Source organism: Enterobacter sp. LM3 (assembly GCF_046622475.1).
Lineage (GTDB): Bacteria > Pseudomonadota > Gammaproteobacteria > Enterobacterales > Enterobacteriaceae > Enterobacter > Enterobacter cloacae_P.
Window position 1 is genome coordinate 52,687 of the sequence record NZ_JBJURN010000006.1, and the last position, 22,400, is coordinate 75,086.

General features: G+C 54.0%; 14 protein-coding genes and 1 other RNA gene. 10 read left to right on the plus strand and 5 right to left on the minus strand.

The features are described 5' to 3' along the window. Nucleotide 1 precedes the first annotated feature (1 nt). Entirely contained in the window at nucleotides 2-1,201 is a 1,200-nt protein-coding gene (fabV, locus tag ACJ9N4_RS09155; protein ID WP_182918565.1) for an enoyl-ACP reductase FabV, read from the plus strand. A gap of 58 nt (nucleotides 1,202-1,259) precedes the next feature. Beyond that, on the plus strand, nucleotides 1,260-3,398 hold the full coding sequence (pta, locus tag ACJ9N4_RS09160; RefSeq protein WP_411500411.1) for a phosphate acetyltransferase: 2,139 nt from the start codon (nucleotides 1,260-1,262) through the stop codon (nucleotides 3,396-3,398). Between the two features lie 87 nt (nucleotides 3,399-3,485). Here the strand turns inward: pta and aroH are convergent, their stop codons facing one another. Beyond that, on the minus strand, nucleotides 3,486-4,532 hold the full coding sequence (aroH, locus tag ACJ9N4_RS09165) for a 3-deoxy-7-phosphoheptulonate synthase AroH (RefSeq protein WP_411500412.1): 1,047 nt from the start codon (nucleotides 4,530-4,532) through the stop codon (nucleotides 3,486-3,488). Nucleotides 4,533-4,684: 152 nt separating this feature from the next. After that, on the minus strand, nucleotides 4,685-5,518 hold the full coding sequence (gene ppsR, locus ACJ9N4_RS09170; protein WP_182271167.1) for a posphoenolpyruvate synthetase regulatory kinase/phosphorylase PpsR: 834 nt from the start codon (nucleotides 5,516-5,518) through the stop codon (nucleotides 4,685-4,687). Nucleotides 5,519-5,853: 335 nt separating this feature from the next. On the opposite strand from ppsR, the gene ppsA reads away from it, so the two are divergent. Then, complete coding sequence (ppsA, locus tag ACJ9N4_RS09175) at nucleotides 5,854-8,232, plus strand: phosphoenolpyruvate synthase (RefSeq protein WP_182271168.1); 2,379 nt, start codon at nucleotides 5,854-5,856, stop codon at nucleotides 8,230-8,232. A 609-nt stretch (nucleotides 8,233-8,841) separates the two neighbouring features. On the opposite strand, the gene rprA is transcribed toward ppsA, so the two are convergent. Beyond that, nucleotides 8,842-8,949, minus strand: an RNA gene (gene rprA / locus ACJ9N4_RS09180) — antisense sRNA RprA. 207 nt (nucleotides 8,950-9,156) lie between these two features. Next, nucleotides 9,157-10,272 (minus strand): AI-2E family transporter YdiK, encoded by a 1,116-nt coding sequence (ydiK, locus tag ACJ9N4_RS09185; protein ID WP_411500413.1) that lies wholly within the window; start codon nucleotides 10,270-10,272, stop codon nucleotides 9,157-9,159. Between the two features lie 322 nt (nucleotides 10,273-10,594). Between ydiK and ACJ9N4_RS09190 the strand changes: the two genes are divergently transcribed. From ACJ9N4_RS09190 to fdnI, 6 genes are all read left to right on the plus strand, one after another. After that, nucleotides 10,595-13,651: an FAD-binding and (Fe-S)-binding domain-containing protein gene (locus ACJ9N4_RS09190; RefSeq protein WP_182918561.1), complete on the plus strand. Its 3,057-nt coding sequence runs from the start codon at nucleotides 10,595-10,597 to the stop codon at nucleotides 13,649-13,651. After that, nucleotides 13,648-14,058, plus strand: coding sequence for a 1,4-dihydroxy-2-naphthoyl-CoA hydrolase (menI, locus tag ACJ9N4_RS09195; RefSeq protein ID WP_182271171.1), 411 nt, complete (start codon nucleotides 13,648-13,650; stop codon nucleotides 14,056-14,058). Before ACJ9N4_RS09190 ends, menI begins: the two co-directional genes overlap by 4 nt. Nucleotides 14,059-14,143: 85 nt before the next feature. Next, nucleotides 14,144-14,338: a YdiH family protein gene (locus ACJ9N4_RS09200; RefSeq protein WP_131634415.1), complete on the plus strand. Its 195-nt coding sequence runs from the start codon at nucleotides 14,144-14,146 to the stop codon at nucleotides 14,336-14,338. Nucleotides 14,339-14,807: 469 nt separating this feature from the next. Then, nucleotides 14,808-17,858, plus strand: a complete 3,051-nt coding sequence (fdnG, locus tag ACJ9N4_RS09205) for a formate dehydrogenase-N subunit alpha (protein WP_411500414.1) — start codon at nucleotides 14,808-14,810, stop codon at nucleotides 17,856-17,858. A 12-nt stretch (nucleotides 17,859-17,870) separates the two neighbouring features. Continuing rightward, entirely contained in the window at nucleotides 17,871-18,758 is an 888-nt protein-coding gene (gene fdxH, locus ACJ9N4_RS09210; protein WP_411500415.1) for a formate dehydrogenase subunit beta, read from the plus strand. Next, entirely contained in the window at nucleotides 18,751-19,389 is a 639-nt protein-coding gene (fdnI, locus tag ACJ9N4_RS09215) for a formate dehydrogenase-N subunit gamma (protein WP_182271174.1), read from the plus strand. The genes fdxH and fdnI overlap by 8 nt, the downstream gene beginning before the upstream one ends. 44 nt (nucleotides 19,390-19,433) lie before the next feature. On the opposite strand, the gene fdhF is transcribed toward fdnI, so the two are convergent. Then, a complete protein-coding gene (gene fdhF, locus ACJ9N4_RS09220; protein WP_182918558.1) occupies nucleotides 19,434-21,584 on the minus strand; it encodes a formate dehydrogenase subunit alpha in 2,151 nt (716 codons plus the stop codon). Between the two features lie 447 nt (nucleotides 21,585-22,031). Here fdhF and sufA point away from each other — a divergent pair, with 447 nt between their 5' ends. Then, nucleotides 22,032-22,400: a Fe-S cluster assembly scaffold SufA gene (sufA, locus tag ACJ9N4_RS09225; RefSeq protein WP_182271176.1), complete on the plus strand. Its 369-nt coding sequence runs from the start codon at nucleotides 22,032-22,034 to the stop codon at nucleotides 22,398-22,400.

Below are 22,400 nucleotides of genomic sequence, written 5' to 3' on the forward strand. Positions count from 1 at the left end.
GATGATTATTGAACCTGTTATTAATGGCGTAGTGGCCAGAACGGCCCACCCTGAGGGCTGCAAGCAGGCGGTGAAAAATCAGATTCATTACAGCCAGCATCACAAGCAAATTCAGCATGGCCCTAAACGGGTGTTAATTCTTGGGGCATCTTCCGGTTTTGGCCTGGCTGCCAGAGTCGCGCTGACATTTGGTGGCGCGAAGGCGGATACCATTGGCGTATCATTTGAACGTGGGCCGGGCGAAAAGGGTGTGGGTACGGCAGGCTGGTATAACAACGTTTATTTCCGCCAGCAGGCCGAAGCAGAAGGGCGCATTGCCCATAATATCGTGGGTGATGCCTTTTCTGCCGAAGTAAAAGAACAGGTTATTGAGCTTATCAATCGTGATTTCGGTGGCCAAATTGACCTGGTTGTCTACAGCCTAGCAACCGGTATGCGCCCCGATCCTAAAACCGGTGAAATGTGGCGCTCCTGTCTGAAAACGGTGGGAAAACCTTTCAGCGGTAAGACCGTTAATCTGGAAAAGGATTGTCTGGATACCACCGTACTGGATGTGGCGAATGACGCCGAGATCCTGGCGACGGAAAAGGTGATGGGTGGTGAAGACTGGGAGGAGTGGATCCACTGGCTGCAGCACCATAACGCGCTGGCGAAAGGGGCGAAAACGGTAGCCTTTTCCTATATTGGCCCTGAAATGACATACCCCATCTACCATGACGGAACCTTAGGGCTGGCGAAGAAGCATCTGTCTCAGACGGCGGAGCGCCTGAATGCGCAACTGTCTGCTGATAATGGCGGGGCCTGGGTGTCGGTCTGTAAAGCGCTGGTCACCAAAGCCAGCGTCTTTATCCCCGCATTTTCCCCGTATGTGCTGTGCCTGTATCAGGTGATGAAACAGATGGGATTGCATGAAACCTGTATTGAGCAAATGCAGCGTCTGTTCACCGATAAACTCTACGCCGGGGGACAGGTATCGGTTGATTCTTCCCGGCTTATTCGTGTTGATGACCGGGAGTTACGTCCGGACGTGCAGCATGCGGTGAGCGAGTTAATGAGCACGCTTAACGACGACAATTTCACGCAGGTTGGCGATTACGCAGGGTACAAAAAAGAGTTCCTGCAGCTCAACGGTTTTGGTTTCGATAATGTTGATTACCAGAAACATATTGCGTTGTCTGACCTGATGGCGATGAAACCGTAAACGTCAAAAGCCTGTTGCCGGTGGTGACAGGCTTTTTCATGTCTGATGAGGAGACTCCGTGTCACGTACCATCATGTTAATTCCTGCGGAACCCGGTATCGGCCTGACCAGCGTCAGTCTTGGGGTGATCCGCGCTATGGAGCGTAAAGGCGTCCGGCTGAGCGTATATAAACCCATCGCTCAGCCCCGGGATGAGAATGCCGTGCCCGATCGCACCACTGCGATCATCCGTGCAAGGACGGGCTTGCATGCGGGTGCACCGCTGACAATGAGCGATGCAGAAGCCTGGCTTTCCTGCAATCAGAAAGACGTGCTGATGGAAACCATTGTTGCCCGTTATCATGCCGCCAGCGAGCATGCGGAAGTGGTGCTGGTGGAAGGACTTATCCCGACACGCCAGCATCAGTTTGCGCAATCGCTGAACGTCGAGATTGCGAAGACGCTGAATGCTGAAATTGTGCTGGTGATGTCCCACGGGCGACAAACGCCTGCACAGCTGCATGAACGTATGGAACTGGCGCGCAGCGGGTTAGGTAGCGCAAAAAAGATGCTCTCTGGTGTGATCGTCAACAAGATTAATGCTCCGCAGGAAGGGCGCGAAGCGATCCAGAGTGAAATGTCTGCGCCACAAGACGGGCTTTCACGCCCGCTGGCGTGGCATAACTTTACGGTCAGACTCTGTTCGAACAGTCCTGTTCCGGTACTGGCTGCTGTCCCCTGGAGTGCGGAATTAATTGCCGTACGGGCAATTGATATGGCCCGCCATCTGAATGCGCAGATACTGAATGAAGGAGACATCTGGCAGCGCCGCATTCGCGCGGTTTCATTCTGTGCCCACAGCGTTGCGCACATGCTGGAACACTTCCGCGCAGGCTCCCTGCTGGTGACTTCCGCTGACCGCCCTGACGTGCTGGTTGCAGCCTGCCTGGCGGCAATGAACGGCGTGGAAATCGGTGCCATTCTGCTGACCGGTGCTTACGATATGGACCCACGCGTCAGCAAGCTGTGCGAGCGCGCATTTGCCACTGGCCTGCCGGTCTTTATGGTGAACACCAACACCTGGCAGACCTCCCTGAGCCTGCAGAGCTTCAACCTGGAAGTGCCGGTTGATGACCACGAGCGTATCGAGAAAGTACAGGAATACGTTGCGGGCTACATCAACGCTGACTGGATCGAATCCCTGACTGCAACCTCCGAGCGCAGCCGTCGTCTGTCTCCACCGGCCTTCCGTTACCAACTGACCGAGCTGGCGCGTAAAGCGGGCAAACGTGTTGTTCTGCCAGAAGGCGACGAACCACGTACTGTTAAAGCAGCAGCCATCTGTGCAGAGCGCGGTATCGCGACCTGTGTGCTGCTGGGTAACCCGGATGAGATCACCCGCGTGGCGGCCTCTCAGGGCGTTGAGCTGGGTGCGGGTATCGAAATCGTTGACCCGGAAGTGGTTCGCGAAAGCTACGTTGCCCGTCTGGTTGAGCTGCGTAAGAGCAAGGGCATGACCGAAGCCGTTGCGCGCGAACAGCTGGAAGACAACGTGGTGCTGGGTACGCTGATGCTGGAGCAGGACGAAGTTGACGGTCTGGTTTCTGGTGCTGTTCACACCACCGCGAACACCATCCGTCCGCCGCTGCAGCTGATCAAAACGGCACCGGGCAGCTCGCTGGTCTCTTCCGTGTTCTTCATGCTGCTGCCTGAACAGGTTTACGTTTACGGCGACTGCGCGATCAACCCGGATCCAACGGCAGAACAGCTGGCGGAAATCGCTATCCAGTCTGCAGACTCCGCGATTGCCTTCGGTATCGAACCACGCGTGGCGATGCTCTCCTACTCCACCGGTACCTCTGGTGCAGGTAGCGACGTCGAGAAAGTGCGCGAAGCGACCCGTCTGGCGCAGGAAAAACGTCCTGACCTGATGATCGACGGCCCGCTGCAGTACGACGCCGCCGTTATGGCTGACGTGGCGAAATCCAAAGCGCCGAACTCACCGGTGGCGGGTCGCGCTACCGTGTTCATCTTCCCGGATCTGAACTCCGGTAACACCACCTATAAAGCGGTACAGCGTTCAGCAGACCTGATCTCCATCGGGCCAATGCTGCAGGGTATGCGCAAACCGGTGAACGACCTGTCCCGTGGCGCGCTGGTTGACGATATCGTCTACACCATCGCGCTGACCGCGATCCAGTCTTCACTGCAACAGTAATGTATTGCCGGATGGCACTTCGCATCCGGCCTACAGACCCGCTGGCCCGGTAAACGCTAGCGCCACCAGGCAATAACGGGCCATTGTTCAGAAGCGGCTATCAACCGCCAAAGCCAGTTTCTCCAGCAGCAGTTCGGTATCTTCCCAGCTCAGGCATGGGTCGGTAATAGACTGACCGTACACCATCGGCTGCCCGGCAACAATTTTCTGCGTACCTTCCTTGATGAAGCTTTCGGCCATAATACCGGCAATGGCGCTGGAGCCGCTGCGGATCTGCTGGCAGACCTCATCGCAAACATCCAGCTGGCGGCGATGCTGTTTCTGGCAGTTACCGTGGCTGAAATCCACAACCAGGTGTTCCGGCAGGTCAAATTCGGCCAGCGTTTCGCAGGCTGCGGCGATATCCTGTGCGTGATAGTTCGGTTTTTTACCGCCACGCATAATGATATGCCCGTACGGGTTGCCGCTGGTCTGGTAAATGGTCATCTGGCCGTTTTTATCCGGGGAGAGGAACATATGGCTGGCACGTGAAGCACGGATCGCATCGACGGCAATGCGGGTGTTGCCATCGGTACCATTTTTAAAGCCAACCGGACAGGAGAGGGCTGAAGCCATCTCACGGTGGATTTGGCTTTCCGTGGTGCGAGCGCCAATGGCACCCCAGCTTATCAGGTCGGCGATAAATTGCCCGGTCACCATATCGAGGAATTCGGTCGCAGTCGGTACACCCAGCTCATTCACCTGCAACAGCAACTTACGCGCCAGCTCAAGGCCGTGATTGACGCGATAGCTGCCATTGAGATCAGGATCGGAGATTAACCCTTTCCAGCCCACGACGGTACGCGGCTTTTCAAAGTAGGTGCGCATCACAATCTCCAGACGCTGCTGGTGTTTATCACGCAGACCCTGAAGGCGTTTTGCATAATCCATTGCGGCATCCAGGTCATGGATGGAGCAAGGCCCAATAACCACCAGAAGACGTTTGTCTTCACCATTGAGGATTTTTTCAATGCGTCGGCGGGATGCCGTTACATGTTCCGCAACACCTGCGGAAAGGGGGTGCCGCTGTGCCAGTTCAGACGGTGTCACCAGGCTATCAATGCGCGCAGTGCGGAGTTCGTCAGTTTTATTCATGGGATATCTCAGAAATTTTTTGCTTCATCGGCAGACTACCGGGAAGTGATGGGCATCACCTTAAACCAATCCCTGCTGATTTCAAGTTCGGGGCGGTTCCGCCCCGATAGTGAGCACCATGATACCTGAATTTGTATTGATGTACTAGCTTGTTAGTACATCCGGCGATTCAGCCCCATGATGTCGAGCATTTTGGTCGCAATTTCTTCTACCGAGTAGTTGGTGCTGTTGAGCCAGGGGATCTGGTTTTTCCGGTACAGCGCTTCAACCTCAGAGACTTCCATTCGACACTGGCGCAATGAGGCGTAACGGCTGTTTTCGCGCCGCTCTTCCCGAATAGCCGCCAGGCGTTCAGGGTTGATGGTCAGGCCAAACAGCTTGTGCTGCAACGGCTTAAGCGCGGCAGGCAGGATCAGGTTATCCATGTCATCGGCAATAAAGGGGTAGTTTGCCGCGCGAATACCAAACTGCATGGCCAGGTAGAGGCTGGTCGGCGTTTTTCCGCAGCGTGACACACCCAGCAGGATCACCTGAGCCTGATCCAGATTACGCAGAGAGATACCATCGTCGTGCGCCAGCGTGTAATCAATGGCGGCGATGCGCGCATCGTACTTGGTCAGGTTACCGGGGTTCAGCCCGTGAGTACGGTGAGCGATGGGGGTCGGGTCGAGCTTCATTTCGTTCTGCAACGGGGCGACCAGAGCCTGCACAATGTCCTGACAGAAGCCTTCACTTTGCAGAATAATGGTGCGAATTTCTGGAATAACGATGGAATAGAAAACCAGTGGTCGGATACCGGTTTGCTGATAAATAGCGTCAATCTGGTCTTTCACCGCCCTGGCGCGGCTCTCATTTTCCACAAACGGCAGCGTGATGCTGTTAATCGTAACGGGGAATTGCGACATCACCGCGTGCCCCAGCACCTCGGCGGTGATCGCCGTACCATCGGAAATATAAAAAACATGGCGATCGACAGCATTATCCATTTTATTCACCCTGAATAGCGTACGTAATTGTCTGAAAGCATAAATTAAAAAAGTAAAATACACAGCAAAGAACTTATCCTAATTATAAATGAAATGGTGTTTTTAATTTTCCTGAAAAGTGGATTTCATTTTTCCAGTAGTAGCTTTATTTCTATGGTTTTTTCCCGAATATATAGGAATCATCGGGTTAGTGACAGGTGGGAAAGTGTCCGAAAAGTTGAAAATTTAAATTGCTTACACGATTCACCGTTTTTTTAGCGGGAATAAATATGCCAGTATAAATACGTAGTCAGGTGTTTCTTACTCCGATCAAATATCACAAAAGGATTGTTTCGATGTCCAACAATGGCTCGTCACCGCTGGTGCTTTGGTATAACCAACTCGGCATGAATGATGTAGACAGAGTTGGGGGCAAAAATGCCTCCCTGGGTGAAATGATTACAAATCTGTCGGGTATGGGTGTCTCCGTACCGAACGGGTTTGCCACAACTGCCGATGCGTTTAACCTGTTTTTAGACCAGAGTGGCGTAAACCAGCGCATTTACAACCTGCTGGATAAAACGGATATTGATGACGTCACCGAGCTTGCGAAAGCCGGGGCGCAAATCCGCCAGTGGATTATCGACACACCTTTCCAGCCGGAACTGGAAAAAGCCATTCACGATGCGTACAACCAGCTCTCCGCTGATGATGCGCAGGCGTCGTTTGCCGTACGTTCTTCTGCCACCGCAGAAGACATGCCGGATGCTTCGTTCGCCGGACAGCAGGAAACCTTCCTGAACGTTCAGGGTTATGATGCCGTACTGGTAGCGGTGAAGCATGTGTTTGCCTCCCTGTTTAATGACCGCGCTATCTCCTATCGTGTGCATCAGGGCTACGACCACCGCGGTGTCGCGTTGTCCGCAGGTGTGCAGCGCATGGTGCGTTCCGACGTAGGGTCTTCCGGCGTGATGTTCTCCATTGATACCGAATCCGGTTTCGACCAGGTGGTATTTATCACTTCCGCGTGGGGTCTGGGTGAGATGGTTGTGCAAGGGGCGGTTAACCCTGACGAATTCTATGTTCACAAACCGACGCTTGCGGCAAACCGTCCGGCGGTGGTTCGCCGTACGATGGGTTCGAAAAAAATCCGCATGATCTATGCCCCGACGCAGGAGCATGGCAAGCAGGTTAAAATTGAAGATGTGCCGCAGGAGCAGTGTGACCGCTTCTCGTTGACCGATGCCGAAGTGCAGGAGCTGGCGAAACAGGCGGTACAGATCGAAAAACATTACGGCCGTCCGATGGATATCGAATGGGCGAAAGACGGTAACACCGGCAAACTGTTTATCGTGCAGGCACGCCCGGAAACCGTCCGCTCGCGCGGTCAGGTGATGGAGCGTTATACGCTGCACGCGCAGGGCAGAATTGTGGCTGAAGGCCGTGCTATCGGTCACCGCATCGGTGCGGGCCCGGTCAAAGTGATCCACGACATCAGCGAGATGAACCGCATTCAGCCGGGCGACGTGCTGGTAACCGACATGACCGACCCGGACTGGGAACCGATCATGAAGAAAGCTGCGGCAATCGTCACTAACCGTGGCGGCCGTACCTGCCACGCCGCAATCATCGCCCGTGAATTAGGTATTCCGGCCGTTGTTGGCTGTGGTGATGCAACCGAACGCATGAAGGACGACGAGAAAGTGACCGTCTCCTGTGCCGAAGGTGATACCGGCTACGTCTATGCCGATATCCTGGACTTCAGCGTGAAAAGCTCCAGCGTGGATACCATGCCGGATCTGCCGCTGAAGATCATGATGAACGTCGGTAACCCGGACAGAGCGTTTGACTTCGCCTGCTTGCCGAACGAAGGCGTAGGGCTGGCGCGTCTGGAATTTATCATCAACCGTATGATCGGGGTACACCCGCGCGCACTGCTGGAGTTTGACGACCAGGATGCGAAGCTGCAAAGCGAAATCCGCGAGATGATGAAAGGCTACGACTCACCGAAAGAGTTCTACGTTGGTCGTCTGACCGAAGGGATCGCGACGCTGGGTGCTGCGTTCTATCCGAAACGCGTGATCGTGCGTCTGTCGGACTTTAAATCTAACGAATATGCCAACCTGGTGGGCGGTGAGCGCTACGAGCCGGAAGAAGAGAACCCGATGCTGGGCTTCCGCGGTGCCGGACGTTATGTCTCCGACAGCTTCCGCGACTGTTTTGCGCTGGAGTGCGACGCGGTGAAACGCGTGCGCAACGACATGGGGCTGACCAACGTTGAGATTATGATCCCGTTCGTGCGTACCGTGGATCAGGCGAAAGCCGTGGTTGACGAACTGGCGCGCCAGGGTCTGAAGCGCGGCGAAAATGGGTTGAAGATCATCATGATGTGTGAGATCCCGTCCAACGCCCTGCTGGCTGAGCAGTTCCTGGAGCACTTCGACGGCTTCTCCATCGGCTCCAACGATATGACACAGCTAACGCTGGGTCTGGATCGCGATTCTGGCGTCGTCTCTGAGCTGTTCGATGAACGTAACGAGGCGGTCAAAGCGCTGCTGTCGATGTCCATCCGTGCGGCGAAGAAACAGGGCAAATATGTCGGGATTTGTGGTCAGGGGCCTTCCGACCATGAAGACTTTGCCGCCTGGCTGATGGAAGAGGGGATTGATAGTCTGTCCCTGAACCCGGACACCGTGGTGCAAACCTGGTTGAGCCTGGCTGAGCTGAACAAGTAAAAATATGATGGGCTTCCTGGTAACAGGAAGCCCATATGATTAAGGCACAATAATGTTGATTAATTCATCAGATACATCTCTGGCGAAACGCGCTTTGGCATAGAACTTGTCATCCCCCGAATCTTTCCGTGGTATCAACAGTATAGGTGTAAGTTCCGTTAGCGCAGCGAGATTCGGTTGCGCCAGTTTTTACAACCTGGTTATTTTTGTCGCGTTCCAGTACGGGAACGTCGACACAGGTTTGTTGTGTGCCTTGCCGCACTTCCGGTTTGGTTCTGGAACAGGCATTTGAATAACGCTGCGCATTGCTCATGCGCAATAGTCCCCACGAACCCGTTCCAGATTTGATTTTTCGATCTCACTTTCAACTGCCATCCTGTTAATCATCCCGCAGGAGGTTAATATCAGAGTTGAAAAAATATTTTCACATTTCATGGCGTTTTCCTTAACTAAAAATATTGCTTTGCATACTCTGCTATTACCCGACTATATCCAATAAGTCTGAAAGTAAAGGCTGAGCCTCCAGATGAAATCGCAAATTCAGAATATAACTATGGACTCTACCAGACGATTAAATACGCTCGCCATTGGGTTTGTTGTTTTTATAAGCAAAAAAAAAGCCCATCGTGGGAGATGGGCAAAGACTACACACAGCAATTCGTTGTTTCACTCAGGGGATTTCCATGCTTATAAATCAAGGTGTTGATCTATAACCGTGAGCTAATAGTAGGCATTGCGTTTTTTTGCGTCGATCAGATTCGTCTCAATAGTTAAAGAGTCGTAAAGATTTTTTGAAGTAGATGACAGAGTTACAGCTGGTTTTGCGGGTCAGACCAGTGCGCAGAGAATAAATAGTTTAACAATGGTTAAGTATTGCGGGGAGCAATTCAGGCCGGGTAAACGTAGCGCTACCCGGCCATACCGTTACTGTTTGTTCTGGTCTTCCAGCTCTTCCAGTTCGCTCAGGATCACGTCCGGGTCAGTTCCCGGCGGTGGTACTTCATGCACCCAGGCGGAGAAGAGACGCCATGTCACTGCCAGAAGTACCGGGCCAATAAACAGACCGATCATCCCAAATGCAATCAATCCACCAATAACGCCTGACAGGATCAGGATCAGCGGCAGATCGGCTCCCATACGGATGAGGATTGGGCGAATGACGTTATCCATCGTCCCGACCACGCAGCTCCAGACCAACAGGACGGTGCCCCAGGTGGTATCACCTGTCCAGTAGAGCCAGATAATGCAGGGTACCAGCACCAGCAATGGTCCCAGTTGCGCAAGGCAGGTCATCAGCATCACGACGGTAAAGATGGTTGCGTAAGGCACACCTGAGATGGCAAGCCCGATACCGCCCAGCACGGCCTGCACCAGCGCAGTCACCACCACGCCAAGCGCAACGGCACGGACGGCCTGAGCGGCCAGCAGAACGGCCGCATCGCCGCGTTTACCCGCCAGTCGGGTGGCAAAATGACGGATCCCCAGAGCCACTTGTTCACCACGCCAGTACAGCAGGGCGCTGAAGACCAGCATCAGGGTACAGTGCATCATAAACCGGCCGATATGCGCGGCCTGACCAACAAACCAGGTAGTGGTGGTGCCAATATACGGTCGCACTTTCGCCATCAGCGCACTGCCGCCCATCTCCAGCAGGCTGTGCCAGCCGCTGTAGAGTTTTGCGCCCACGACGGGAATACTGTTGAGCCAGGTGAGATCCGGCAGCGTCAGATCGCCGCTGGAGATGGCGCGAATAACCGGGCCACTGGAGTCAACAAGGCTATTCACCAGCAGCGCAATCGGAATAATAAACAGCAGGAACAGCAGCAGGGTCATGACCAGCACCGCCAGACCACGCCGTCCAAAGAGCAGTTTCTGCAAACGCAAGAGTAAAGGCCAGGTCGCGACGACCACGGTCGCGGCCCAGGCAAAGCCGAGCACGAAAGGTTGAACAATCCACAGACACGCAATAATCATGATGGCTAAGAACAGCACCGACAGTAAAATTTGCGCAACATCCCTGGGCTGACGAAGATTGACCATAAATGAAACTTTCCTTAAATGAACGCCAGACAGGCCGGCGGAAACGTAAAACCGCGTCTCTCTAATCATTAGTGATTTCAGCGATTTTTGACAGGCGGATTTTGCCTGTAATTCTGCTGAGCGTATAAGAAAAAAATGTGATAAAAAGTTGGGACACAACGCAAACGATTATCTCCTGAATAATTCGGGCTGCAGGAAGGCGGCAAGTGAACGAATCCCTGGGCGCATGGATAACTATGTGGCCAGGGTGAGTAGACGCAGCCAACGCATCTGCTGCTTGAAGTATGAAGGGGATCCACAACTCTAATTAGGGTCGACAGTAATGATCCCACAGATTTCCCAGGCACCCGGCGTCGTTCAGCTGGTGCTTAATTTTTTGCAGGCACTGGAGCAACAGGGTTTTACAGGTGATACCGCCACCAATTATGCCGACAGGCTGACGATGGCGACCGATAACAGTATCTACCAGCTACTTCCCGATGCCGTCGTTTTCCCACGCTCAACGGCTGATGTCGCGCTGGTAGCCCGTCTGGCGGCGCAAGAACGATTTACGTCTCTGATATTTACCCCACGCGGCGGCGGTACCGGCACCAATGGCCAGGCACTGAACCAGGGCATCATCATCGATATGTCCCGTTATATGAACCGCATCATTGAGATCAACCCTGAAGAGGGGTGGGTGCGCGTTGAAGCGGGGGTCATTAAAGATCAGCTCAACCAATACCTGAAACCCTACGGCTACTTTTTCGCCCCGGAGCTGTCCACAAGCAACCGCGCCACAATTGGCGGGATGATCAACACCGATGCTTCCGGTCAGGGTTCCCTGGTCTACGGTAAAACCTCCGATCACGTTATGGGCGTTCGCGCGGTACTGATGGGGGGCGATATCCTTGATACCCAGCCGATGCCGGTTGAGCTGGCGGAAACGTTGGGCAAAGAGAACACCACGAGCGGGCGAATTTATCGCACCGTACTGGAACGCTGTCGCGATAACCGCCAGCTGATCCTCGATAAATTCCCAAAACTGAACCGCTTCTTAACAGGTTACGACCTGCGTCATGTTTTTAATGATGATTTGAGCCAGTTTGATTTGACCCGCGTGCTGACCGGCTCCGAAGGGACGCTGGCGTTTATCACCGAGGCGCGTCTGGATATCACCCGCTTGCCGAAGGTGCGCCGCCTGGTGAACGTCAAATACAACTCTTTCGACTCCGCACTGCGCAATGCGCCGTTTATGGTGGAGGCGCGGGCGTTGTCGGTGGAAACCGTCGACTCCAAAGTGCTGAATCTGGCCCGGGAAGATATCGTCTGGCACTCCGTGAGCGAGCTGATCACCGATGTGCCGGATAAAGAGATGCTCGGCCTGAATATTGTTGAATTTGCGGGTGATGATGCCGAACTGATCGAAAGTCAGGTGACGATGCTTTGTCAGAGGCTGGACGAGCTCATCGCCCGGGGCGAGGGCGGGGTGATTGGCTGGCAGCTCTGTAACGATCTCTCCGGCATTGAACGTATCTACGCGATGCGTAAAAAAGCGGTGGGGCTGCTTGGCAACGCCAAAGGTGCCGCCAAACCCATTCCCTTTGCCGAAGACACCTGCGTACCACCGGAGCATCTGGCGGATTATATCGTTGAGTTTCGCGCACTGCTGGACAGCCACGGCCTGAGCTATGGCATGTTCGGACACGTCGACGCCGGGGTACTGCATGTGCGTCCGGCACTGGACATGTGTGACCCCCAGCAGGAGATGCTGATGAAAGCAATCTCCGACGATGTCGTGGCCCTGACCGCCAAATATGGCGGTCTGCTGTGGGGTGAACACGGTAAGGGGTTCCGTGCGGAGTACAGCCCGGCTTTCTTCGGTGAACAACTCTACGGTGAGCTGCGCAAGGTCAAAGCGGTATTCGACCCTGATAACCGCCTCAACCCGGGAAAAATTTGCCCGCCAGAGGGGGTTGACGCGCCGATGTTACGGGTGGATTCCGTCAAACGCGGCACCTGGGACAGACAAATTCCGGTTGCGGTACGCACCTCCTGGCGCGGTGCAATGGAGTGTAATGGCAACGGCCTGTGCTTTAACTTTGACGTGAAAAGCCCGATGTGCCCGTCGATGAAAATGACCAGCAACCGCATTCACTCCCCAAAGGGGCGAGCAACGCTGGTGCGCGAATGGCTGCGTTTGTTGGCCGATCGTGGGGTGGATCCACTGAAACTGGAGCAGGAACTGCCGGAGAAAGGTGCCAGCCTGCGTTCGCTTATCGAACGTACCCGCAACAGCTGGCATGCAAGCAAGGGCGAGTACGACTTCTCGCATGAAGTGAAAGAGGCAATGTCCGGCTGCCTGGCCTGTAAGGCGTGTTCGACCCAGTGCCCAATTAAAATCGACGTGCCGGAGTTCCGTTCCCGCTTCCTGCAGCTTTACCACACGCGCTATCTGCGCCCGATGCGTGACCACCTGGTGGCAACGGTGGAAAGCTACGCGCCGCTGATGGCGAGAGCGCCGAAGACCTTTAACTTCTTTATCAATCAGCCGCTGGTGCGCAAGCTCTCCGAAAAACATATCGGGATGGTGGATCTGCCGCTGTTGTCGACGCCATCCTTGCAACGCCAGCTGGTTGGACACCGCTCGGCGAACATGACGCTGGAGCAACTTGAAGCGTTAAGCCCGGAGCAGAAAGCCCGCGTGGTGCTGGTGGTGCAGGATCCGTTTACCAGTTACTACGATGCTCAGGTGGTGGCTGACTTTGTACGCCTGGCTGAAAAGCTGGATTATCAGCCAGTGGTGCTGCCGTTCTCGCCAAACGGCAAGGCGCAGCACATTAAAGGTTTCCTGACCCGCTTTGCCAAAACAGCCCGGAAAACCGCAGATTTCTTAAATCGCGTTGCGCAACTGGGCATGCCAATGGTCGGTGTCGATCCGGCGCTGGTGCTGTGCTACCGGGATGAGTACAAACAGACGCTGGGCGAAAAACGCGGCGATTTCCACGTCATGCTGGTGCACGAATGGCTACCAGCCGCACTGCAGGGGATGACCACGGCAGATGTGCGCGGTGAGTCATGGTATCTTTTTGGCCACTGTACCGAAGTGACCGCTTTGCCAGGGGCTCCTGCCCAGTGGGCCTCTATTTTCGCCCGTTTTGGCGCGAAACTGGAGAACGTCAGCGTCGGCTGCTGCGGTATGGCCGGTACTTACGGGCATGAAGTGAAAAACCATGCAACGTCGTTGGGGATCTACGAGTTGTCGTGGCATCAGGCGATGCAGCGCTTACCGCGAAATCGTTGTCTGGCGACGGGCTACTCGTGCCGCAGCCAGGTAAAACGCGTCGAAGGTAACGGCGTGCGCCATCCATTACAGGCTTTACTGGAGATTATCGGATGATCTGGAAACGAGCTGTGACGCTACAGGCACTGAATGCCATGAGCGAAGGTAATATGGTGGGTTTGCTGGATATCCAGTTTACCCGCATTGGTGAGAATGAGCTGGAAGCCACCATGCCGGTCGATAGCCGTACCCATCAACCGTTTGGCTTACTGCACGGTGGCGCGTCCGTCGTGCTGGCCGAAACGCTGGGGTCGGTGGCAGGGTATCTCTGCACCGAAGGCGAGCAAAACGTTGTCGGACTGGAAGTTAATGCTAACCATATTCGTTCCGTGCGCAGTGGGCGAGTGCGGGGGATCTGCCGCGCCCTCCACGCCGGGAGACGTCATCAGGTGTGGCAGATAGACATTCTCGATGAGCAGGAACGTCTGTGCTGTTCGTCGCGCCTGACGACGGCGGTTGTGTAAAGTTGCCCGATGTTTTGCATTTGGTCAAAAACCAGGCGGTTGACTGTGATATACTGGTCAGGTTTTGTACATAAGCGAGGACATCATGGATACTGAAATAACCCCAACACAACTGGCAATTGAATATATACGTCGCGATAAAAGCAACCTGTCTCCGGCGCAGTACCTGAAAAAGCTGAAGCAGCTTGAGCTGGAGTTTGCTGATTTGCTGGCGCTCTCTTCAAATGAACTCAAAGAAGAGATCTACTTTGCCTGGCGGTTGGGCGTTCACGTCCATTAATACCTGAAGAAAAGGCCGCGCTTGCGGCCTTTTTTGTACACTATCACTGGGATTGCAATCAATTCACCACGTATTCTCTAAATAGTTGTTGGTTATAAATTTTATTATGATATTCATCATAATAACTGTCCGTATATTTTATTCTTAGTAACTTCAACAGAAACCAGTAAAAAAATAATACCAGGTATCCTGTTAAGAAAAATATCTCTTTAAGCATTTACGATTTAAGTACTGGTATAAGTCGTAAATGGCTTTATCGATGCTGTCTAAGCAGACAATTTAATTTTTCGTGAAAATGAGAGACAGAGCAGCATGATCAACATGCATCCTTAGAATGTCCCGAATTTGACAGGAATGCGCCCTCTCATTTATCAGGGTCTTATAACCACAAATGGATAATGGTTTATCAGACACAATACCCCTATAATCTCTGTCCCTTTTCATGTCTTAAGTTTAAGCTGGAGGAACAATGGAGCTTAGCCGGAGGCAGTTCTTCAAGATCTGCGCGGGGGGTATGGCAGGAACAACTGTCGCATCACTCGGATTTTTATCATCGTTTTCTGCACAGGCAGAAACACGTCAATACAAACTTTTAAAAGCAAAAGAGACGCGTAATAACTGTACCTATTGTTCAGTAGGTTGCGGCATGATCATGTACAGCCTCGGCGATACCGCCAAAAACGTCAGGGAAAGTATTTATCACGTTGAAGGGGATCCTGATCATCCGGTGAGCCGCGGTTCGTTGTGTCCAAAAGGGGCCGGGGTACTGGACTATATTCATAGCGATAACCGTCTGCTTTACCCTGAATACCGTGCGCCGGGTTCGGATAAATGGCAGCGTATCTCCTGGGATGATGCAATCGAGCGCATCGCCCGGCTGATGAAGACGGATCGCGATGCGAATTTTATTGAGAAAAATGCCCAGGGGCTGACGGTCAACCGCTGGAGCACCACCGGGATGCTTTGCTCATCGGCAGCGAGTAACGAAACTGGGATCCTCGACGGTAAGTTCACCCGCGCACTGGGGATGGTCGCCATCGACTGTCAGGCGCGTTTGTGTCATGGGCCAACCGTGGCGGCACTGGCACCAACCTTTGGTCGCGGTGCGATGACCAACAACTGGGTGGATATCAAAAACGCCAATGTGGTGTTGGTGATGGGCGGAAACGCCGCTGAAGCGCACCCGGTAGGCTTTAAGTGGGTCGTTGAAGCACAAACAAAAAACGATGCCACGGTGGTGGTGGTCGATCCGCGCTTCAACCGCAGTGCTGCTGTCGCCGACCTTTACGCCCCAATCCGTGCAGGTTCAGACACCGCCTTTCTGCTGGGGGTTATCCGCTATCTGATTGCGCACGATACCGTTCAGCACGACTATGTCCGCGCTTATACGAATGCCAGCCTGCTGATCCGCGAGGATTATACTTTTAACGACGGGTTGTTCAGTGGATATGACGCGAGCAAGCGCCAGTATGATAAATCGAGCTGGTTCTATCAGCTGGACGCGCAGGGGAATGCCCGGCGTGATGAAACGCTCAGCGATCCCCGTTGCGTCTGGAACTTGCTGAAAACACACGTTGACCGCTACACGCCGGAAATGGTCAACCGTCTGTGCGGCACTTCTGTTGCTGACTTCACCCGCATCTGTGAGATCCTCGCCAGTACCAGCGTACCGGATCGCACTGCAACCATCCTCTATGCACTGGGCTGGACGCACCACTCTGCCGGGGCGCAGATTATTCGTGCGGCGGGCATGTTACAGCTGTTGCTCGGCAATATTGGTATGGCGGGTGGTGGCGTGAATGCCTTGCGTGGACACTCCAATATTCAGGGCTATACCGATCTCGGTTTGCTCTCAACTAACCTTCCGGGATACATGCCGCTGCCGTCGGAAAAACAGCCGGACTATCAGACCTATATTTCCCAGATTACGCCCCCATCGTTAGGCCTTAACGAAGTGAACTACTGGCAAAACACGCCGAAGTTCTTCGTCAGCATGATGAAAAGCTTCTGGGGCGATCGCGCAACGGCTGAAAATAACTGGGGCTATGACTGGCTGCCGAAGTGGGATCGTCTCTACGACGTGATGACCCAGGCAGAGCTGATGCTGGAAGGCAAAATCAACGGTTATATCGTACAGGGCTTTAACCCGCTGGCGGCATTCCCGGATAAGAACAAATCTTCCCGCGCGCTGGCAAAGCTGAAATACATGGTGATTATTGATCCGCTGGTCACCGAGTCATCAACCTTCTGGCAGCATCACGGGGAGATGAACGACGTCAACCCCGCGGATATCCAGACCGAAGTTTTCCGTCTGCCGTCGTCGTGCTTCGCGGAGGAAGATGGCTCAATCGCCAACTCAGGCCGTTGGCTACAGTGGCACTGGGCTGCAGCTGAGCCACCAGGCGAAGCGATGCATGATGGCAAAATTCTGGGCCGCCTGTTTACGCGTCTGCGTGAACTGTACCAGCAGGAAGGCGGGGCGAACCCGGAACCGGTGCTGAGTATGTCCTGGGCGTATAAGAATCCGCGCGATCCGCATCCTGAAGAGATTGCCCGTGAGGCCAACGGTGTCGCGCTGGTGGATCTGTTTGATGATGAAGGTCAGCCAATCGCGAAGAAGGGTCAGCAGCTCAGCAGCTTTGCCCAGCTGCGTGATGACGGTTCAACCAGCAGCTTCTGCTGGGTTTACTGCGGTAGTTGGACGGAGCAGGGTAACCAGATGGCGAATCGTGATAACAGCGATCCGTACGGGCTGGGCTGCACACCGGGCTGGGCATGGTCGTGGCCAGCTAACCGTCGCATTCTCTATAACCGCGCGTCGGCCGACCCTCAGGGAAAACCGTGGGATGCAGAGCGTGCCTTATTGCACTGGGACGGCAAAAAGTGGTCCGGAATGGATGTGGCGGATTACAACGCCTCTGCACCGGGCAGCAATGTCGGGCCATTTATCATGAACCCGGAGGGCGTAGCGCGGCTCTTCTCCATCGACAAAATGAACGATGGACCGTTCCCGGAACACTACGAACCGATTGAATCACCGATTGGAACAAACCCGTTGCACCCGGATGTTATCTCCAGCCCGGTAGCCCGCGTGTTTAAAGACGATATTGCCAATATGGGCAAAGCAGATGCGTTTCCCTATGTTGCGACAACCTACTCGATTACCGAGCTGTTTCGCCACTGGACCAAGCATGCACGACTTAACGCCATCGCCCAGCCGGATCAGTTTATCGAGATCGGGGAGAGTCTGGCACATGAGAAAGGCATTACGGCAGGAGATATGGTGAAGGTGACCTCGAAACGTGGTTTTATCAAAGCCAAAGCGGTGGTGACCAAACGCCTGCAGACCTTGACCATTGATGGCCGCAAGGTCAACACCATTGGTATTCCGTGTCACTGGGGCTTTGAAGGTGCAACCCGCAAAGGCTTCCTTGCCAATACGCTGACGCCATCGGTGGGTGACGCTAACTCACAAACGCCAGAGTACAAGGCGTTCTTAGTCAACATTGAGAAGGCGTAAGGGAACCTGCGTATGTCCATGCAATCACAAGATATTATCAAACGCTCGGCAACCAGCGGTCTGACGCCTCCGCCGCGGGTTCGCGATTTCAAAGCGGAAGTGGCAAAGCTCATCGATGTGTCCATCTGCATTGGTTGTAAGGGGTGTCAGGTGGCCTGTTCGGAATGGAACGATATCCGCGATGAGGTGGGTTACTGCGAGGGGGTCTATGATAACCCGATGGATTTGAGCGCCAAATCCTGGACGGTAATGCGCTTTAGCGAAACCACGCAAAACGACAAACTGGAGTGGTTGATCCGCAAGGACGGCTGTATGCACTGTGCCGAACCGGGTTGTCTGAAAGCCTGTCCGTCTGCGGGGGCAATTATTCAGTATGCCAACGGGATTGTCGATTTCCAGTCGGAACACTGTATTGGCTGCGGCTACTGCATCGCGGGCTGTCCATTCAATATTCCGCGTCTTAATCCGGATGATAATCGCGTCTACAAATGCACCCTTTGTGTCGACCGGGTCAGCGTCGGGCAGGAGCCTGCCTGCGTTAAAACTTGTCCGACGGGGGCTATTCATTTCGGTACCAAAAAAGAGATGCTGGAGCTGGGCGAATCCCGCGTGGTGCAGTTGAAAAAACGCGGTTATGGTCAGGCGGGGGTCTATAACCCGCAGGGTGTGGGCGGGACTCACGTGATGTATGTGCTGCACCACGCCGACCAGCCTGAGCTGTATCACAACCTGCCAGTTGAACCGAAAATTGATGTGCCGGTTAATCTGTGGAAAGGAGTACTCAAACCGCTTTCTGCCGCTGGTTTTATCGCTACTTTTGCCGGGCTGGTTTATCACTACATCGGTGTGGGGCCAAACAAGGAGACGGATGACGACGAAGAGGAGAACGACCATGAGTAAACGTATCATGATCCAGCGCACGACGTTTATCGACCGTGCCTGCCACTGGACGGTGGTGATCTGCTTCTTTCTGGTTGCCCTCTCCGGTATTGCGCTCTTTTTCCCGACGCTGCAATGGCTAACCGAAACCTTCGGCACGCCGCAGATGGGGCGTATTCTGCATCCTTTTTTTGGCGTGCTGATCTTCTTTGCGCTGATGTTTATGTTTGTGCGTTTCGTACATCACAACATCCCGGATAAACAGGATATTCCCTGGGTGAAGGGGATTGTTGAGGTGCTGAAAGGCAATGAGCATAAGGTGGCGGATGTTGGTAAGTACAATGCCGGGCAGAAAATGATGTTCTGGAGCATCATGAGTATGATCTTCGTGTTGCTGGCGACCGGGGTGATTATCTGGCGGCCTTATTTTGCCCACCATTTCCCAGTGAAGGTGGTGCGCTGGAGCTTACTGATCCACGCAACCGCCGCCATCATTCTGATCCACGCCATCCTTATTCATGTGTATATGGCGTTTTGGGTAAAAGGATCGATCAAGGGAATGATTGAAGGTAAGGTCAGCCGTCGCTGGGCGAAGAAACACCATCCGCGCTGGTATCGCGAGGTGGAAGCAAAAGAGAAGGGGCTGGAGTAGAGCAGTGTTGCCGGGTAAGCGTTATACCTTACCCGGCAGTGCCATCAGATATTCACCGCACTGATCAACCGCGTCTTCATGGTTTGATACGCTGAGGCCGCAAAGTCCTCCGCCCAGCGCTGGTCTTCGATCGCCTCCAGTTGAACCGCACAGTATTTTGTTTCCGGCGTTTTGGAGATTGGGTCGAGATTATCCTGTGTCAGTTCGTTACAGGCACCAATCCACCATTGATAAGTCATATAGACCGCACCGACGTTGATGCGTTCACTGATGCTGGCGCGCGTGATGACTTTGCCACGACGTGAGCGCACCCACACCAGCTGACCGTCAGCAATGCCCAGTTTGTTCGCATCGGCTGGGTTCATCTGTACCCGGCCCGGTTCGTCGGCCAGGCTTTGTAGCGCGGCACAGTTTCCGGTCATTGACCGGCAGGAGTAGTGTCCAACTTCGCGCACCGTGCAGAGCACCAGCGGATAGTCTTCATCCGGCGTCTCAGCCGGAGCGCGCCAGGCGGCGGCAAAGAGCTGGCCTTTGCCGGAAGGCGTGTCGAACTGATTGTCTTTGTATAAATACGGGGTACCTGGATGGTCGAGCGTTGGACACGGCCACTGAACATGGCCCATCTCACCCATTTTTTCATACGTCACGCCGTAGAACAGCGGGCACAGCTCGCGCATTTCATCCCAGATCTGCTGGTTAGATTCGTAATGCATCGGGTAGCCCATCTCCGTTGCCAGCAGGCTGATGATTTCCCAGTCGCGCTTCACGTTACCGCTGGCCTCAATCGCTTTCCCGAAACGCTGGAAGCCGCGATCGGCACAGGTAAAGACACCGCCATGTTCGCCCCAGGAGGTCGCCGGAAGCAGTACGTCCGCCACTTCAGCGGTCTTGGTCATGAAGATGTCCTGTACGACCACAAAATCGAGCGCCCCGAAACCGCTGCGTACCAGGCCCAGATCGGCTTCGGTCTGAAGCGGATCTTCCCCCATGATGTAATAGGCTTTGACCTTACCTTCCAGCGCAAGGTGCGGGACTTCGGTGATGCGTGTTCCGACGCGATCGTCCATCTTGTTCACGTCTATTCCCCAGGCATCGGCAAATTTCTGCCTGACCGCCGGGTCGGTCACGTCCTGATAGCCGGGGAACATGTTGGGCAAAACGCCCATGTCACACGCTCCCTGTACATTATTCTGCCCGCGCACAGGCCCGACGCCTACCGCTGGACGTCCCAGGTTACCGGTCAGCAGCGCCAGGCTGGAGAGGCCTTTTACCACATCCACGGCCTGGCCAAACTGCGTAACGCCCATGCCCCACATAACGGTGGCGGAAGGTGCCGCCGCGAACGTACGCATCGCCTGGCGAATGTCGCGGGCCGGAATACCGGTCAGGTGTTCGACGTTCTCGGGAGCATAATCTTTAATTGTCTGCCGGTAGGCCTCAAGCCCCTCAGTGAAACGTGCGACGTAGTTTTTGTCGTACAACTCTTCTTCCAGCAGCACGTAGCCAAAGGCATTGACCAGCGCCATATTGCTGCCGTTTTTCAGCTGCAGATGCTGATCGGCAATGCGGGCGGTTTCAATACGTCGCGGATCGCAAACAATGATTTTTGCGCCATTCTCACGGGCTTTCAGCACGCGCCGGGCGACGATGGGGTGAGAATCTGCGCAGTTGTAGCCAAATACCAGCAGGCATTTTGAGTTTTCAATATCGTTTATTGAATTACTCATCGCGCCATTACCAAGTGTTTCCTGCAGACCCGCAACGGAAGGGCCGTGGCAGACGCGGGCGCAGCAATCCACGTTATTGGTGTTAAGCACCGCGCGGGCAAATTTTTGCATCACATAGTTTGTTTCATTACCTGTCCCTCTGGAGGAGCCGGTGGTCATAATTGAGCGTGGGCCAAACTCTGTTTTGATGGCGTTGAGCCTGTGGGCGGTATAGCGGATAGCCTCTTCCCAGGTGACGGGTGTGAATGCTTCGCCTTTGTGGTAGCGGATCATCGGTTGCGTCAGGCGGGGGGTGAGCAGGCGGGTATCGTTGAGAAAATCCCAGCCGTAAAAGCCTTTCAGACACAGGGTTCCCTGGTTTGTCACGCCCTCTGCTGCTTCGGCACGGAGAATACGGTTATTTTCAACGACAAGATTTAATTTGCAGCCCGCACCACAATAGGGGCAGACGCTTGCGATTTTTTTCATCAATAACAGACCTGTTAAGAAATGAAGCGATAGTTAACTGGGTAACCCAGTCCCGTAAACGCAAGTAAGCAGGATACGTGCCAAATTTTCTTTTCTTGTTTTATAAGGGGTTATCTGTGGCGGGAGGGTGTCGTCGTCAGACTGCTCGTCAGAATTGACGATGACACGTTCGCAGGTGTCTCAAAATCTATCTTAAAAATAGGCATTTCCGATGCATATTTTAATTTGCATCTGACCTCGGCGATCTCTGTTGATAAATGCATTATTTATCAATGCATTGAACAATTAAATCCATCCCGTCAGCTTCGCCTGACAAGGTCTATGCTTAATAAAAGCAGCCAGAAAGGGCGATTTAGCCGAAAGCCCCTGCTCGCAAGGGGTTGAAGTGATAATCGTTATCACTAACATGATGTTATGCCCTGGTGGCTCAACAGATGAGGTGGAACTATGGAACTGCATTCAGAAACCTTCAATCCTGCCGACTTTGCCTGGCGCGGCTTAACGCTAACGCCAGCGGCTGCGGCGCATATCCACGAGCTGGTGGCGAAAAATCCAGACATTCTGGGATTGCGTTTAGGTGTTAAGCAAACCGGCTGCGCGGGCTTTGGGTATGTGCTGGATACCGTCACTCAGGCGGAGAAAGACGATCTGGTCTTTGAAACCGAAGGAGCCAGATTGTACGTCGCACTCCAGGCGATGCCATTTATTGATGGCACCGAAGTGGATTACGTACGCGAAGGCTTAAACCAGTTATTCAAATTTCATAACCCGAAAGCCCAGAATGAATGCGGCTGCGGCGAAAGCTTTGGGGTATAG

What these genes read in the sequence shown, in the direction of transcription:
- fdnI (WP_182271174.1), top strand. Translation starts at nt 18,751, where the DNA reads ATGAGTAAACGTATCATGATCCAGCGCACGACGTTTATCGACCGTGCC.
- fdhF (WP_182918558.1), bottom strand. Translation starts at nt 21,584, where the DNA reads ATGAAAAAAATCGCAAGCGTCTGCCCCTATTGTGGTGCGGGCTGCAAA.
- ydiK (WP_411500413.1), bottom strand. Translation starts at nt 10,272, where the DNA reads ATGGTCAATCTTCGTCAGCCCAGGGATGTTGCGCAAATTTTACTGTCG.
- ppsR (WP_182271167.1), bottom strand. Translation starts at nt 5,518, where the DNA reads ATGGATAATGCTGTCGATCGCCATGTTTTTTATATTTCCGATGGTACG.
- ppsA (WP_182271168.1), top strand. Translation starts at nt 5,854, where the DNA reads ATGTCCAACAATGGCTCGTCACCGCTGGTGCTTTGGTATAACCAACTC.
- menI (WP_182271171.1), top strand. Translation starts at nt 13,648, where the DNA reads ATGATCTGGAAACGAGCTGTGACGCTACAGGCACTGAATGCCATGAGC.
- aroH (WP_411500412.1), bottom strand. Translation starts at nt 4,532, where the DNA reads ATGAATAAAACTGACGAACTCCGCACTGCGCGCATTGATAGCCTGGTG.
- sufA (WP_182271176.1), top strand. Translation starts at nt 22,032, where the DNA reads ATGGAACTGCATTCAGAAACCTTCAATCCTGCCGACTTTGCCTGGCGC.
- ACJ9N4_RS09190 (WP_182918561.1), top strand. Translation starts at nt 10,595, where the DNA reads ATGATCCCACAGATTTCCCAGGCACCCGGCGTCGTTCAGCTGGTGCTT.
- ACJ9N4_RS09200 (WP_131634415.1), top strand. Translation starts at nt 14,144, where the DNA reads ATGGATACTGAAATAACCCCAACACAACTGGCAATTGAATATATACGT.
- fdxH (WP_411500415.1), top strand. Translation starts at nt 17,871, where the DNA reads ATGTCCATGCAATCACAAGATATTATCAAACGCTCGGCAACCAGCGGT.
- fdnG (WP_411500414.1), top strand. Translation starts at nt 14,808, where the DNA reads ATGGAGCTTAGCCGGAGGCAGTTCTTCAAGATCTGCGCGGGGGGTATG.
- fabV (WP_182918565.1), top strand. Translation starts at nt 2, where the DNA reads ATGATTATTGAACCTGTTATTAATGGCGTAGTGGCCAGAACGGCCCAC.